Source organism: Flagellimonas lutimaris (assembly GCF_051494225.1).
In the GTDB taxonomy this organism is placed as follows: domain Bacteria; phylum Bacteroidota; class Bacteroidia; order Flavobacteriales; family Flavobacteriaceae; genus Flagellimonas; species Flagellimonas lutimaris_A.
On record NZ_JBNPYE010000001.1, the window covers coordinates 257,441 to 271,207 of the forward strand.

The 13,767-nt window shown below is 40.3% G+C and carries 14 protein-coding genes and 1 riboswitch; of the genes, 7 read left to right on the forward strand and 7 right to left on the reverse strand.

The genetic code is table 11. The features are described 5' to 3' along the window. Positions 1–54 precede the first annotated feature (54 nt). Complete coding sequence (pgl, locus tag ACQQ5U_RS01105; protein ID WP_437395078.1) at positions 55–783, forward strand: 6-phosphogluconolactonase; 729 nt, start codon at positions 55–57, stop codon at positions 781–783. Here pgl and ACQQ5U_RS01110 read toward each other — a convergent pair. The 6 genes from ACQQ5U_RS01110 to ACQQ5U_RS01135 all read right to left on the reverse strand — a co-directional run bounded on the left by ACQQ5U_RS01110 (position 764) and on the right by ACQQ5U_RS01135 (position 6,580). Beyond that, positions 764–1,309 carry an acyl-CoA thioesterase gene (locus ACQQ5U_RS01110; protein ID WP_437395079.1) on the reverse strand — a complete coding sequence of 182 codons (546 nt, stop codon included), beginning with the start codon at positions 1,307–1,309 and terminating at the stop codon, positions 764–766. The two genes, pgl and ACQQ5U_RS01110, sit on opposite strands and share 20 nt — an antisense overlap. A 1-nt stretch (position 1,310) precedes the next feature. Then, a complete protein-coding gene (locus ACQQ5U_RS01115; RefSeq protein WP_437395080.1) occupies positions 1,311–1,676 on the reverse strand; it encodes a 6-phosphogluconate dehydrogenase in 366 nt (121 codons plus the stop codon). An 8-nt stretch (positions 1,677–1,684) separates the two neighbouring features. Beyond that, on the reverse strand, positions 1,685–3,001 hold the full coding sequence (gene rmuC / locus ACQQ5U_RS01120) for a DNA recombination protein RmuC (RefSeq protein ID WP_437395081.1): 1,317 nt from the start codon (positions 2,999–3,001) through the stop codon (positions 1,685–1,687). A 616-nt stretch (positions 3,002–3,617) separates the two neighbouring features. Further along, the gene (locus ACQQ5U_RS01125) at positions 3,618–4,397 is read right to left on the reverse strand and encodes an ABC transporter ATP-binding protein (protein WP_437395082.1); all 780 of its coding nucleotides are present in this window, start codon (positions 4,395–4,397) and stop codon (positions 3,618–3,620) included. Then, the gene (locus ACQQ5U_RS01130; protein WP_437395083.1) at positions 4,397–5,428 is read right to left on the reverse strand and encodes a FecCD family ABC transporter permease; all 1,032 of its coding nucleotides are present in this window, start codon (positions 5,426–5,428) and stop codon (positions 4,397–4,399) included. The genes ACQQ5U_RS01125 and ACQQ5U_RS01130 overlap by 1 nt, the downstream gene beginning before the upstream one ends. Beyond that, the gene (locus ACQQ5U_RS01135; protein WP_437395084.1) at positions 5,429–6,580 is read right to left on the reverse strand and encodes an ABC transporter substrate-binding protein; all 1,152 of its coding nucleotides are present in this window, start codon (positions 6,578–6,580) and stop codon (positions 5,429–5,431) included. A gap of 55 nt (positions 6,581–6,635) precedes the next feature. Continuing rightward, a riboswitch (cobalamin riboswitch) is annotated at positions 6,636–6,869 on the forward strand. Between the two features lie 69 nt (positions 6,870–6,938). Here ACQQ5U_RS01135 and ACQQ5U_RS01140 point away from each other — a divergent pair. After that, entirely contained in the window at positions 6,939–8,801 is a 1,863-nt protein-coding gene (locus tag ACQQ5U_RS01140) for a TonB-dependent receptor plug domain-containing protein (protein WP_437395085.1), read from the forward strand. Positions 8,802–8,829: 28 nt separating this feature from the next. Here ACQQ5U_RS01140 and ACQQ5U_RS01145 read toward each other — a convergent pair whose 3' ends face one another. Continuing rightward, the gene (locus ACQQ5U_RS01145) at positions 8,830–10,293 is read right to left on the reverse strand and encodes a S41 family peptidase (protein WP_437395086.1); all 1,464 of its coding nucleotides are present in this window, start codon (positions 10,291–10,293) and stop codon (positions 8,830–8,832) included. Positions 10,294–10,508: 215 nt separating this feature from the next. Between ACQQ5U_RS01145 and ACQQ5U_RS01150 the strand changes: the two genes are divergently transcribed. The 5 genes from ACQQ5U_RS01150 to ACQQ5U_RS01170 all read left to right on the forward strand — a co-directional run bounded on the left by ACQQ5U_RS01150 (position 10,509) and on the right by ACQQ5U_RS01170 (position 13,591). Further along, the gene (locus ACQQ5U_RS01150; RefSeq protein ID WP_437395087.1) at positions 10,509–11,018 is read left to right on the forward strand and encodes an RNA polymerase sigma factor; all 510 of its coding nucleotides are present in this window, start codon (positions 10,509–10,511) and stop codon (positions 11,016–11,018) included. Beyond that, the gene (locus tag ACQQ5U_RS01155) at positions 11,005–11,439 is read left to right on the forward strand and encodes a hypothetical protein (protein WP_437395088.1); all 435 of its coding nucleotides are present in this window, start codon (positions 11,005–11,007) and stop codon (positions 11,437–11,439) included. Before ACQQ5U_RS01150 ends, ACQQ5U_RS01155 begins: the two co-directional genes overlap by 14 nt. Positions 11,440–11,452: 13 nt before the next feature. After that, positions 11,453–11,992 carry a DUF4252 domain-containing protein gene (locus ACQQ5U_RS01160; protein ID WP_437395089.1) on the forward strand — a complete coding sequence of 180 codons (540 nt, stop codon included), beginning with the start codon at positions 11,453–11,455 and terminating at the stop codon, positions 11,990–11,992. Positions 11,993–12,107: 115 nt separating this feature from the next. Further along, complete coding sequence (locus ACQQ5U_RS01165; RefSeq protein ID WP_437395090.1) at positions 12,108–12,647, forward strand: DUF4252 domain-containing protein; 540 nt, start codon at positions 12,108–12,110, stop codon at positions 12,645–12,647. Positions 12,648–12,775: 128 nt separating this feature from the next. Then, positions 12,776–13,591 (forward strand): mechanosensitive ion channel family protein, encoded by an 816-nt coding sequence (locus ACQQ5U_RS01170; protein WP_437395091.1) that lies wholly within the window; start codon positions 12,776–12,778, stop codon positions 13,589–13,591. Positions 13,592–13,767: the final 176 nt, after the last annotated feature.

Below are 13,767 nucleotides of genomic sequence, written 5' to 3' on the forward strand. Positions count from 1 at the left end.
GTTAGGAGTTAGGAGTTAGGAGTTGGAAATAAAGAAAAAGAATACAATTTAAGGATGGACCTAAAAATATATAAGGATAAACAAGAGGTGGCTAAGCAGTTTTCCAGCTATTTTGTAGATCAATTAAAAGATAAAGATGTTTTCCACGTCGCTTTGTCGGGAGGAAGTACACCAAAAATTGTGTTTGATGTTTTGGCTGAAAAATTTTCGGACAAAGTAGACTGGAGTAAGGTTCATTTTTATTGGGGAGACGAACGTTGTGTGCCTCCAACGGATGATGATAGTAATTATAAAATGACAGTGGAACACTTGTTTTCCAAAATTGAGGTGCCGAAAGAAAACATTAATCGCATATTGGGTGAAAAAAATCCTGTTAATGAAGCCATGCGCTATGCCAATCTGTTGGAAATAGATTTGGATAGGGTAGAAGAAGGCATTCCCCAGTTTGACTTGGTAATTTTGGGCATGGGCGACGATGGACACACTGCTTCCATTTTTCCATACGAAATTGAGTTATGGAATTCAGAAGATCATTGTGTAGTGGCCACCCATCCTGATTCTGGTCAGAAACGAGTTTCCATTAACGGAAAGGTCATTAATACGGCCAAAGAAGTTGCTTTTTTGGTCACGGGTGAATCTAAAGCTGAAAAAGTAGAAGCAGTGGTAGAGAAAACTGAAGGTTCCGAAGCTTATCCAGCATCCTTGGTCAATCCAACATCAGGAAATTTAGTTTGGTTTTTGGATGAGGCAGCAGCTTCAAAGCTTAATCAAAATCCATCTTAACATTTTCACCTTCTAAAAATTCCAAATATTCATTCACTTTAAAATTGTTGGATTCGTACTTGCTATCTCTCTTAAAAGCGGATTGCTTACGTTCCTTACTACGTGCAAAACGACGAATGTCTTGTTTGGTCTTTAAAATAAGGCCAGGTACGGGTTTGTTTTTACCGTCATCACCCTTTGCAACCATCGTAAAATAGGAGGAATTACAATGTTTTACTTCTCCTGTAGTTATATTTTCGGATTCAACACGAACCCCAACCACCATGGAGGTTTTTCCAGTATAATTAATGGAAGCCTTAAGTGTTGCAAGCTCTCCCACTTCAATGGGATTCAAAAAGTCCACGCGGTTTACCGAAGCCGTCACACAATAACTTTGAGAGTGTTTGGAAGCACATGCGAAGGCTATTTGATCCATAAGGTTGAGAATATGCCCCCCATGTACCTTGCCACCAAAATTGGAATGCGAGGGGAGCATAAGTTCGGTGATGGAAACCCTGCTTGTTCTGGATGATTTGAATTTTTTCATGCTAGTTTCTAAAAATCGGTGATTTTTCGGAATTTACTTCTGTGATAAAATATTTGGTATCGCCCAACCAGAAAAAGGTAGCGTAGCGCTCTTTGTACGTAACTTTAATGTACTGGCCTTGATACTCTTTCATTTTTTCAATGATTTCCTTTTCATTGTCTTCCACAGAAAATGAAAAGACATTGGTGCCGGAAAGCCCTTGACTTATTTGCCCTTCCCAAGTTTTCACCAATACTCCCTTTCTACTGAATTTAATAAGTTCCCCCGAACGATAACCTTCACTATAGGGCACGTAATAGATAAAAGAAAAATAGCCCACAACGCCAACTATGATGGCTGTGATAAAAATCAGTAGGAATTTTTTCATGTTCAGTGTTATTGGTTTAGTTCTTCAAAATCGTCTTCGTCGGCACGTTTTAAAATGGGTTCGGGAAGCGATTTTTTCGCTTTGGCTCCCATGGTTCTCAATTTTTCAATACGGCCTATAATGTTGCCTTTGCCATCGAACAATTTGTTCATAGCATTTTTGTACTCGCCCTTGGCATCGTCCATCTTTTTCCCTACTTGGGTCAAATCTTGCATAAAACCTACAAATTTATCGTAGAGGGCGCCTGCCTGTCGCGCAATTTCCATAGCGTTTCTTTGCTGTTTTTCATTGCTCCACATCGAATCTATGGTGCGTAAGGTAGCCAACAAGGTCGAAGGCGTAACAATTACAATGTTTTGCTCAAAAGCTTTGTTATAAAGTGATACATCTTCATTTATGGCGACAGCAAAAGCGGGTTCAATCGGTACAAACATCAATACAAAATCGGGGCTTTCCATTTCGTAAAGGTCCTCATATTTTTTGGAGGAAAGCTGCTCCACATGTCTTCGTAAGGAGTTGATATGGTCCTTTAGAAACTTGGGTCTATCCTCTTCTTCGGCATTGGTGTAACGCTCATAATCCGTGAGGGAAACCTTGGAATCCACCACCATTTTTTTGCCGTCGGGCAGGTGGATGATCACATCGGGCAGTACCCTAGTACCATCTTCGCGTTTAAAGCTTTGTTGTACACTGTATTCCCTATCTTTCTCTAAACCAGATTTTTCCAGAACCCGTTCCAATACCAATTCTCCCCAATTTCCTTGCATTTTGCTATCGCCTTTCAGGGCTTTGGTCAAGTTTTCGGCCTCTTGGGTTATTTTGAGGTTTTGGGTCTGTAAAGTGAGCAATTGCTCTTTGAGGGAAGAGTGAATGCTGATGTTCTCCTTTTGGGATTTTTCTACCTTTTCCTCGAACTCTTTTATTTTTTTGTTGAGTGGCGTTAGGATGTTTTCAATATTCTCTTTGTTACTTTTGGTGAACTTTTCACTTTTTTCGTCCAGAATCTTATTGGCCAAGTTCTCAAATTCCTTGGTAAATTTTTCCTGCAGTTTTTCGAGTTCTTGTTTTTGTTCAAGCAGTTTTTCCTCCAGATTGTCCGATTTGGATTCTTCTCTGGCCAAAGCAATTTCAAGGGCTGATTTCTTTGACTGAATTTCCTTCAATTCTTCTTTTAAAGAGGATTCAACTTCCTTGGACTTGATTTCCCTGTCCTGCCAAACACTCTCAGTGGATTTGATCTTTAGTTTTTGAATGTACATCCCCACAAAAAGCCCAATTGCCGATGCGATGATACCAATAATTACATAGATAAGTTCTGTACTCATGAAAAAGTTTCTGAAGGATAAAGATAACGGATTACTAGGATAAAAATGTCATTTCTGTGAAAGCAGAAATCCACAAGAAGAATATTAATATTTGGATTACACTACGTAGTTCGATTTCTATGTTGATATGTGAGAAGGTCTGTATTTGAACATTAGACAGTTTTTTTGTGAAGCACTGCATAACTGATAAAATCAGTAGTGATTAGAATCATTTTGCGTCTTATTGAGAAAGTATAAATTGGAGTAATGTTATGGTTTATAAACATAACAACATGAAATTTTGATTGGTCATGAGAAATATTCGTATCACTCTAATTTTGCTTTTTGTTTTCACTTTCTTTCTAGGGACTTGCAGTGGCGGTGATGATTTGGATTTTTACATTTGTCCTAGAAGATGTCCATCTTCCGCACCTTGGACAATCGATTATATAGAGACTCCTTATCCATGTTATAATACAAAAGAAGAATGTATAGCGGCAGCAATAAAAGCTGGGTTTACGGCTGATAGATGTGTTAAGTGTGATTATTGAAATTTGATTAGCCTTTAGTAAATGGTTGAATATTTGAAATTTAAATTAAAACTTCACACTGTATGCCTTCAGAATTGTGTCAATTTTTATTTTGAAACCTTAAACGAACCTGTTTTGGCATCAAACTGCACCATTTCGGAGGGAAACAAACGGTCAAAATGTTTTTGCACAATCAATTCACAAGGATCTCCGAAGGGATGTTCCTTTCCATCCAAAATCAATATGCGGTCACATAACTGAATGGCCAAATCAATTTCGTGCGTAGTGAACAAAATGGTTTTTTGTTTGTCGTGCGCCAATTCCTGAAGCATTTTTAAAATCTGCACTTTATGATACAAATCTAAATGTGTGGTTGGTTCATCCAAGAGAATCAAAGAAGTATCCTGAGCCATTGCCCTCGCCACGAGCACCCTTTGTAATTGTCCGTCGCTGAGCTCATGGCATTTTCTGTGTCGGAGTTCTTTCAATAAGAAGGCATCCAAACTAACTTCAATCTGTAGCCTGTCTTCTTTCGTCAAAGTGCCCAACCAGTTAGTGTAGGGTTGTCTGCCCAAGGCAATCAACTCTTGAACGGTCAGGTTTTTGGAAGCAGGTTGCTCCGTCAATACTACGCTAAGCTCTTTGGATAGATTGGTCGATGTGTATTTTTCTATGTTGTGTTCTTTCAATAGGATGTTTCCGGATAATTTGGGTTGAAAACCGCCCAGAGTGCGCAGCAAAGTCGATTTCCCGATACCATTGATGCCCACAACTCCGCATAACATTCCAGTTTCCAATTCAAAATCGATATGCTCCGCAACTATTTTTGAATTGTACCCAATGGTCAAATCTTTAATGGACAATATGTTTTTACCAAATTTTGCCATTAGAATATCATTTTACGTTTACGAACCAACAGCCATATTACCACAGGAGCTCCTACAAGCGAGGTGATAGCGTTTATCGGTAACACACTGGCAGAATTGGGCAATTGGGCCAAAGTATCGCAAAGTAGCATCAAAATGGCTCCGTAAAGCATTACGGCAGGAATCAATACTTTGTGTTCCATCGTATCAAAAATTTGACGGGTAAGGTGGGGAACGGCCAATCCAACAAAAGCGATGGGTCCAGCGAATGCGGTAATGCCACCTGCCAATAATCCTGTGGCAACAATGATGGTCAAACGAGATTTTTGCAAGGAGACTCCCAGACTTTGTGCGTAGTTTTCTCCCAAAAGAAAGGCGTTCAATGATTTTACGGAAAGAACGCTCAATAAAACACCCAATGCAACAATGCCCCCTAATAAAATCAGTTGGTTTGTGGATAGATTTCCCACACTTCCAAACGACCAAAAAATGAAGCGTTGCAGGTTTTCGGCACGTGAAAAATAAGCCAGTACGCTAACAATAGCAGAGGTGATGCTGCCGAACATCAAGCCGATGATCAATAAAGCCATCGTATCCTTTACGCGCTGGGCGACAATCATAACAATCAAGAGTACCAAAAAACTACCAATACTGGCGGCAATGGCCAAGGAAACATCGCCCAAAAAAGCGAATGAGGTGTATCCTGTCAACAACGAAGCACCCATCAAAAGTAAGGCGGCGCCCAAACTAGCGCCGGAACTGATTCCAAGCACAAACGGCCCTGCCAATGGGTTTCGAAACAAAGTTTGCATCAAAAGTCCGCTCAAGGACAGTCCTGCGCCCACCAAAATAGAGGTAAATGCTTTTGGAAATCGATACTCCCAGATAATGTATTTCCAAGATGTAATTTCAGGGGTTTCGCCAAACAAAGTGGACAACACATCGGCAAAGGGGATGGAAACGGAACCCGAGCTAATGTTCAGGAGCCAAGCGCATAACAACGCCAGTACCAAAAGCACAAAGGAAATGCGATATGTTTTTGCTCCCTGCATTTATTGTAATGGTTTGATGAATTGCAATTGATGTTCCGGTAATAGCTCTGGATGCAATATTTTGATGAAATCCCTTAAAACGATATCCGGTCGGTGTGGTGCCAATTCGTAGAAAATAAGCCCGCCGGTTTCTCCCTTTTCAATAGCATTGGAGTATACTTTTTTATTTTTAAAAGCCTCAAATTGTAGATAATAGGGATTGGCTTCGGTCAATTCGGAATACGAGGAAGCTGCGGAGGGATTGAACCAAAATTCAGCATCTTGTGCTTTTTCCAAAACCGATTCCAAACTAAGACCAATGCTTCCCGTTTCTTCCGTGTTGGACCATAAGTAATCGGCGTTGGCGTCTTTCATAAACTGCGCCATCCAACTATTTCCACCAGCTACGTACCACACATCCTTATAGAGTCCGCCAGTTAGCACGGTCGGTTTGGACTTTGCTTTTTGTGCCAATGCTTTAGCTTGTTTATAAGATGTTTCAACCTCTGTAAAAATGCTGTCGCCCAATGCTTCTTTTTGATAGAAAGGAGCAAAGAATTTAATCCATTCCGCTTTTCCTAAAGGTGTATGTTCCACCCAATCCCCATTGTACACCACAGGTATGCCCGCCTTTTTTATAATATCGTAAGCCTTGTTTTCTTCGTTTATACTGAATCCGATGATGAGTTCTGGATTCATCTCGAGGACCATTTCCGTATTGAGGACGTCATTCATCCCCAAATCTTGGATTTGTCCGCTGTTCACGAGTTTTCTGGCTTCTGGCGAGGAAATGTAGTCGGTGTTGGGAAAGCCGACAACGGACTTGAGTTCCCCAAGTTGTTTTAAGGGCTCAATATGGGTGGTAGAGGTAAGCACTACTTTTTCTACTGGGGTGCCGATAATGGCATCGTAGGCATCTCTCGGAAAAGTCATTGCAGGTAATTTATCCTTCGGAACCAAAGCATATTTAAAGTTATCTGCCCCAGGCCAAGCTGCGGTGACTTCTATCACGGTGAAATCGGCTTCTTTTTTTATCGTGAAACCTGTTGCATACGTAACGGTTGCTATTGTTTCTTGATTTTGAACGGGTTGTGGTTTTTTTGCTTGCTTGCAACCCATCAACATCACAAAAAAGCCACCTAGGAGTAGAATCGACCGTTGTTTTTTTGCCATGGGTCAAAAGTAAGATTATTTAAGTTTTGCGGAAAAAGATTAAACAGATTGATTAGCTTTGACCTCGAATTTTGGTTCGCACGGAGTTTCCGTGGGATTAAAAGGGAATCCGGTGCAAAACCGGAGCTGTTCCCGCAACTGTAAGTATGTGCCGAATCGGCACTGATGTTTTTTGAGCATCAGTACGTAGTAGGTGATTGTCTCTTCTTCAAAGCCACTGCCCAATAACAGGTGGGAAGGTAGGAGACAAAACACAAGCCAGGAGACCTGCCAGATTCAAACAATCAATGTTAAACTTTCGGGATAAAAGTTTACGTATGAACATCATACTATTCTCCCGTTTATTCAATTAAACGAAATGAAAAAAAATCATTTATGGTTAATTACCGCCCTTTTGGCGGGGAAGGGGATTTTTGCGCAAAATGTACAGCAAGATTCACTTAAGGTGCAACAACTGGACGAGGTTGTTGTAAGCGATTCAAAATTTGAATTAAAAAGAGAAAACTCAGGAAAAACAGTGATCAAAATCACTGCTGAGGAAATGCAACGCAACCAAGGCAGGACGGTTGCGGAAATCATCAATACCAAAAGTGGTATTGAAATTGCTGGTAGTCGTGGCCGGGACGGTGATGTCCTAGGTGTTTACGCCAGAGGTGGTCGTGGGCGTCAGGTCTTGATCATTATTGATGGTGTTCGCGTGTCGGATCCATCCACATTTTCGGCGGAGTATGATCTTCGTTTGCTTTCTCCAAACACTATCGAGTCGATTGAGATCATTAAAGGAGCTGCCAGTACACTTTATGGTACCAATGCGGTTACGGCCGTAATCAACATCACCACGAAAAAAGCTTCAAAACAGAAGATTGCAGGAAATTTTGAAACGAGCGTAGGAACGAATCAAACGGCGGATGATCAAAATTATAACCTCGGGAGCATTCAAAATTCCGCCAATGTCAACGGTACGCTGGGCAAGTTCAATTATGGGGTTGATTTTTCCAACAGATATAAAAGTGGGCTTTCTGCTGCAGTGACCCCAGAGAACGAAGAGGATATTTTTTCCCATTTTAGCACCAATGTAAAGCTGGGCTATCAGTTCTCTGAAAATTTTGGGGTTCGGATCTATGGGAATCAGACCAAGTTTAAAAATGAATATGACGCCACTTTGGCCGAAGCTCCCAATTTGGGGGAGAACGAACAAAAACGCGTTGGTCTTTCCTCGGAGTTGGGCTATGGCAAAGGTTCTGTACATTTGAATGCGGCTTACACGGATTATGAGTCCGTGGCCAATGACACCTTCGGTGAAAGCACAACGGAAGGAAGCAATTGGGTATTGGATGTTTACAACAAATATGTTTTCGCGGAGCAATTCCATACTATTTTGGGGGTGAACTACATAAAGGATGAAGCAATATTCGTTGATGAAGTGGATTTTACGATCGTCGACCCTTATGCCAATGTAGTCTATGTTTCGGATTTTGGTCTGAACTTGAATGCCGGTGTCCGATTGAACAATCATTCCGAATATGGAAACCATTTTGTGTATAATGTGAATCCATCGTATATTTTTGATACTGAAAATGGATATGTAAAATTGATGGGATCTTATGCCACATCTTATATCACCCCTAATTTAACGCAGTTGTTCGGTGCTTTTGGCGGAAATCCTGATTTGGAACCGGAAGAGAATACAACGCTTGAAGGTGGAGTGGAGTTTAAACTAGACGAAACTTTCCGAATCAGCACGGTCTATTTTGATAGAAACGAGACCAATGCCATTGGTTATGACGCCAATTTTATGAGCATTAATGTGGCCGATGAAATCGATGCCAATGGGGTAGAGGTGGAAGCTACTTGGTTGCCTTGGAGCAAGCTTAGTGTGAATGTCAATTATACGTTCACGGAAAGAAAAGGGGATAATGCGATTCGTATTCCAAAACATAAAGCTAATGTATCCTTGTGGTATCAGTTTTGTGAAAGTACAAACGCTTCGTTGAGCTATGCTTATACCGGCGAACGTTTTGATACGGATTTCGTGACCTATTCGGATATCGCTCTGGAACCATTTTCCTTGCTGAACTTTTCCGTCAGACACGAACTGATTAAGAACAGACTCAATGTGTTTGTAAATGCGGACAACTTGTTGAATGAAGATTACAGGGAGTTATTGGGGTTCACTACCCGGGGGCGAAACTTTAGGGTTGGTCTCAACCTTAACCTTTAAAAAAAAAGCGGCCATTGGCCGCTTTTTTTTATTTGTTCAATTGTAATGGTTTTTCCAGATACATGTTATCCTTTACAGGGGTGTGTAGTCGGGAGCTCGTAAAATGTTTAGCGGGCATTTTCACTGTAAAGTCGATTTTTGCGGAACCACCTGAAATTTCTTGCAGCGCACGGGCCAATAGCGGTTCGTTAACATCACCCAAAACACCAAGGTTGGTTAAATCCTCGCTTAATTCAATATCTGGTACCAACCCAGCAGTATAGTCGAAGAAGCCATCCGCGTTCTCGTTTCTACCAACCAACGGTTGTAGTCCCCATGAGTTTTGTGAATTTATATTGCCTTCACGATCACTGGCATATAAATAAGAGTTCTCGCTATCATCAACTAGAGTAATGGAAAATTCATTTTTGCCACGAGTGGTCTCTCCGATATGGATAACATCGATATATGGGGCAAGCCCGTTCATGACCAATTCACTGGCAGATGCAGAATCATCTGTGGCCAAAACAAAAACCCTGTTTAAATTTAAAGTGTTAACAGCACTTGCTCCAGTAGAATTTGCAAAGTAGTCGGTTAGAAAATCGTCGGTTAATTGAGCCTGAACTTTAGCGTTCCAACGTTGTCTAATGTAAACTTCATTTGTATTGGTGCCATAAATCATACTGGCCAAAAGGCGAGAAGTATTTACAGAACCTCCTGGATTATAGCGCATATCCAAAATAAGTTCGGTCGCACCTGCTGCTTTAAACTCTGCAAAAGTAGCATTCAAATCTTCGTTAAAACTGCTCAAAAAACGATTATACATTAAGTAGGCAACTATGGTGCCATTCACATCCAATGTTTTAGCAACCAAAATGGGATCCTCTACTTGATTTTCAATTTTGGTTAGTGAGACTTCCTTGCTGTTGTCCGAAATAGTGCCGTTTTCAACGGTGGCCATACCTAAAGTGTAGGTACTATTATCGCCAAAAAGTAATGCAACGTAATTATCCACGGTAATTTGAACTCCATCAACCCTTGTGAAGAATTCTCCTCTTTGGATATCTTTTGTGGAAGCATCAGAATCTGGCCAAATATATTGTACAAAACCAAAAACATTATTGGTGTCACCAATAAGTCCCAATCCAAATTCCAAACCATTACTCTGGGATATTCCGGAAAGACTGTTTACCAACTCAGAATAATCTTCATTGGCAAAACTAAAACGGTCTTCTCCAAATAATAAAGTATCGTAAAAGAAGCTTTCAGGGTCGGGATAGGATTCTAAAAAAGCCGTGTATTCGGCATCCGTAGCAAATCGGTCATCTGCCAAATCTTCTACATCTGCTTGCCAAAAATACCAGAGGTTCATGGCTTGCCACATAAAATTTTGGGCAGTCACATTAGCACTCGGTTCCGGTTCGGGGGTAGGCACGTTTTTGATTCCATCATCATCACTACAGGATAAAAATGCAAGAGATAGTCCCAAAAAAAGGAGGAAATACTTTTTCATAGCTTAATTTTTAATGAATTTACTCAAATTTTGTTCCAAAATTTATCAGAGATGTAGGTTGGCTTGAGTAAAATTGTATGCGCTAACATATAAATTTGCCCTGCAAAATAGGCTTATATAAGCAGATTACAAATTTTTTGTAACAAATTTCGATATGTATCGTCGTGATAGTGTAGGTCGATAAGAAAGACACAAAAAACAACTAAGACAACCAAATGAAACAAACAGAATTCTTAAATGTGGTTTTGCCTTTTCAGGACAAACTATACAGGCTCGCAAAGCGACTGTTGGTTTCCCGGGAAGAGGCTGAAGATGCCACTCAAGAAATTTTGTTGAAGCTATGGTCAAAGAACGAGTCCATGGGAAAGTATAAGAATGTAGAAGCTTTTGCCATGACCATGACCAAAAACTTTTGCTTGGACCGTTTAAAGTCCAAACAAGCAGGAAACCTTAAACTGGTTCATAGTAATTACAGTGACGAAAACACCTCCCTGCAGAAACAATTGGAGGCCGAGGACAGTGTAAGTTGGATGGAACGGATTATGGAAGACCTGCCAGAACAACAAAAAATGATATTGCAACTGCGCGATGTGGAGCAATATGAGTTCGAGGAAATCTGCGAACTATTGGACATGAAACCGACGGCAGTGCGCGTAGCACTATCGAGGGCGAGAAAAACAGTAAGAGAAGAACTAGTAAAAAAACATAACTATGGAATTGGGTAACATAGAAAAAATATTGGAGAAGTATTTCGACGCCACCACCACGGTGGATGAAGAAAGAACACTTAGGGCGTATTTTTCACAGGATGAGGTAGCACCTCACTTGAAACAGTACAAACCCATGTTCAGCTACTTTTCCATGGCCAAGGAAGAAAAGTACACCAAGCAGGTACCATTAAAACCTAGAGTAAACTATTACAAGTGGCTATCCGTTGCAGCGGCAGTAGTTTTAACCTTTGGCATTTATTTTGGTAATCAGTACCAGGAAACAAAGCGTTTGGAACAAGAAAAGGCGGAGTATGCCTACGAAGAAACCAAAAAAGCTTTTGATCTCTTAGCGGAAAATTTTAACCGAGGCACAGAAAAAGTGGCTTACCTAAACGAGTTCGAAGCAGCAAAACAAAAAATTTACAACAACAATTAAAAAACGTAACAAAATGAAAAAGTATATTTTAATCGTAGTATTGGCATTATTGCCATTGGCAGGGTTCTCACAATCAGTTTTTGATAAATTCGAAGACCTTGATGATGTAACCACTGTGATCGTGAACAGGAGCATGTTCAATCTATTGGCCAAAATGGATATAGAAACAGATGATCCAGAAGCACGTGAGTTTATCAATATTGTTAACAGCTTAAAAAGCTTGAAAGTGTTTACTACTGAAAGCAAGAGTATTGGTGACGATATGAAATCTTCCGTGGACAACTACCTTAGGTCTTCCAAAATGGAAGAGTTGATGAGAATCAAGGATAAAGATGCCAACGTGAAGTTTTACATTAAAGAAGGCAGAGATGCGGACCACGTGAGCGAACTGTTGATGTTCGTAACCGGCATGAAGAATATTGAAGCCAATGGACAAAGATTTGAAACAGTGATTTTATCCCTTACAGGTGACATTGACCTGAACAACATCAGTTCATTGACAAAAAAAATGAATCTGCCCGAAGAACTTAACGAAGCAGAGAAGAACAAATAATTAGGATATCGGTCGACAATAATCGGTTGGAAATTGTAACAAAAAACTATAACCTCCAACTAATTATTGTCAGCTGATTTTCAGTGTGCAGAATCAATCAAAAAAATGTAAAGAGATGAAACATATTATTAAAAGCATATTAGTGGCCGGAGCAGTACTTCTGGCTTCGTGTGCTTCGCAGCCAAGTCTGCAAGAGTATTACGTGGACAATTCGGAGAATCCGAACTTTTTGTCCATCGATGTTCCTGCCAGTATCCTTAAAATGGATGAGGTAAATCTGAACCCAACACAAAAGGAAGCTATAGAATCGTTACGCAAATTCAATCTATTAGCCTTTAAAAAGAATTCCGATAATGAAGCAGAGTATGAGATTGAAAAGAAAAAGGTTCGAGAAATTCTAAAGGGTGACGATTTTGTTGAGTTAATGAAAATCAATTCAAAATACGGTAAGGGTGTAATCAAATATTTGGGGGATGAGGATGCTATTGATGAGGTAATCATTTACGGAGATAGTAAAGACAAAGGATTTGCTCTGGTACGTGTACTGGGCAAGAATATGAACCCAGCACACATTATACAATTAATGCAAGCCATTCAAAAATCGGATTATAAAGGGGAAGGACTGGGCGAAATAGGAGATTTTCTAAAAGGCTAAGACCAATCATCATAAATTTAGTAAAGGGCGACATTTGTCGCCCTTTTTCTTTTTAGGAGAATAGAAAACGTGACCTAGTTTAGTATCTTAGTGTCTCAAAATAAGAACACTAACAAAACTATAACACCATGGAAAAAGCACAAGAATGGTTCGATTACGGTATTGAATTGGCCAAAGAATTTGGCCCCAAACTGATTACGGCACTCATAATCTACATCGTAGGGATGTGGATCGTAAAAAAAATAATTGGAGGAACCCGAAAGGTCATGTCCAAAAGCAAATACGACGAATCCCTACAAAACTTCTTGTTGAATCTTTTCTCATGGGCATTAAAAATATTCTTGATCATTATAGTTATTTCCAGATTAGGTGTGGATGTAACCACCTTTGCTGCCGTTATCGCTGCCGCAGGTTTAGCGGTGGGACTGGCTTTGCAGGGATCACTCTCCAATTTTGCTGGAGGGGTGTTGATCATGATATTCAAACCCTATAAAATCGGTGATTTGATTGAAGCTCAAGGTGTATTGGGAAATGTAAAGGGAATTGAAATATTTACCACCAAATTGGTGACTCCTCAGAATAAATTGGCCATTATTCCCAATGGTGCTATGGCCAACGGTAACATCATTAACTATACAGCAGAAGGAAAAATGCGGGTGGATACGGTCATAGGGGTCGGGTACGATGAGGATATCAAAAAAACCAAGGAAGTATTGTTAAATGTATTGACCTCCAACGAAAAGGTACTAAAAGACCCTCCACCATCTGTTAATGTAATGGAATTGGGCGATAGTTCCGTGAATTTTGCGGTTAGGCCGTTTTGCAAACCTGAGGATTATTGGGATGTATACTTTGCCACCCATGAGAATTCTAAACTGGCTCTGGACGAAGCTGGAATCGAAATTCCATATCCACATCAAGTTGAAATACGTAAAGAGGCTTAAGAACAATAGTTATTTCGAAGGAGTGCAGCGACTGGGAAATCTATTCAGATTTCTAACACTCTCTTTGGTCGGTTCGAAATGGCGTAGAGCATGTTTTATCAAATGGCCTAAGGTGTCATATCGAGCGCAGTCGAGATGTTTTAGAATTCTCGACTGTGCCCAAATTGCCAAAAACT

Coding starts and splice junctions, on each gene's coding strand:
- pgl (WP_437395078.1), top strand. CDS start 55: ATGGACCTAAAAATATATAAGGATAAACAAGAGGTGGCTAAGCAGTTT.
- ACQQ5U_RS01110 (WP_437395079.1), bottom strand. CDS start 1,309: ATGAAAAAATTCAAATCATCCAGAACAAGCAGGGTTTCCATCACCGAA.
- ACQQ5U_RS01115 (WP_437395080.1), bottom strand. CDS start 1,676: ATGAAAAAATTCCTACTGATTTTTATCACAGCCATCATAGTTGGCGTT.
- rmuC (WP_437395081.1), bottom strand. CDS start 3,001: ATGAGTACAGAACTTATCTATGTAATTATTGGTATCATCGCATCGGCA.
- ACQQ5U_RS01125 (WP_437395082.1), bottom strand. CDS start 4,397: ATGGCAAAATTTGGTAAAAACATATTGTCCATTAAAGATTTGACCATT.
- ACQQ5U_RS01130 (WP_437395083.1), bottom strand. CDS start 5,428: ATGCAGGGAGCAAAAACATATCGCATTTCCTTTGTGCTTTTGGTACTG.
- ACQQ5U_RS01135 (WP_437395084.1), bottom strand. CDS start 6,580: ATGGCAAAAAAACAACGGTCGATTCTACTCCTAGGTGGCTTTTTTGTG.
- ACQQ5U_RS01140 (WP_437395085.1), top strand. CDS start 6,939: ATGAAAAAAAATCATTTATGGTTAATTACCGCCCTTTTGGCGGGGAAG.
- ACQQ5U_RS01145 (WP_437395086.1), bottom strand. CDS start 10,293: ATGAAAAAGTATTTCCTCCTTTTTTTGGGACTATCTCTTGCATTTTTA.
- ACQQ5U_RS01150 (WP_437395087.1), top strand. CDS start 10,509: ATGAAACAAACAGAATTCTTAAATGTGGTTTTGCCTTTTCAGGACAAA.
- ACQQ5U_RS01155 (WP_437395088.1), top strand. CDS start 11,005: ATGGAATTGGGTAACATAGAAAAAATATTGGAGAAGTATTTCGACGCC.
- ACQQ5U_RS01160 (WP_437395089.1), top strand. CDS start 11,453: ATGAAAAAGTATATTTTAATCGTAGTATTGGCATTATTGCCATTGGCA.
- ACQQ5U_RS01165 (WP_437395090.1), top strand. CDS start 12,108: ATGAAACATATTATTAAAAGCATATTAGTGGCCGGAGCAGTACTTCTG.
- ACQQ5U_RS01170 (WP_437395091.1), top strand. CDS start 12,776: ATGGAAAAAGCACAAGAATGGTTCGATTACGGTATTGAATTGGCCAAA.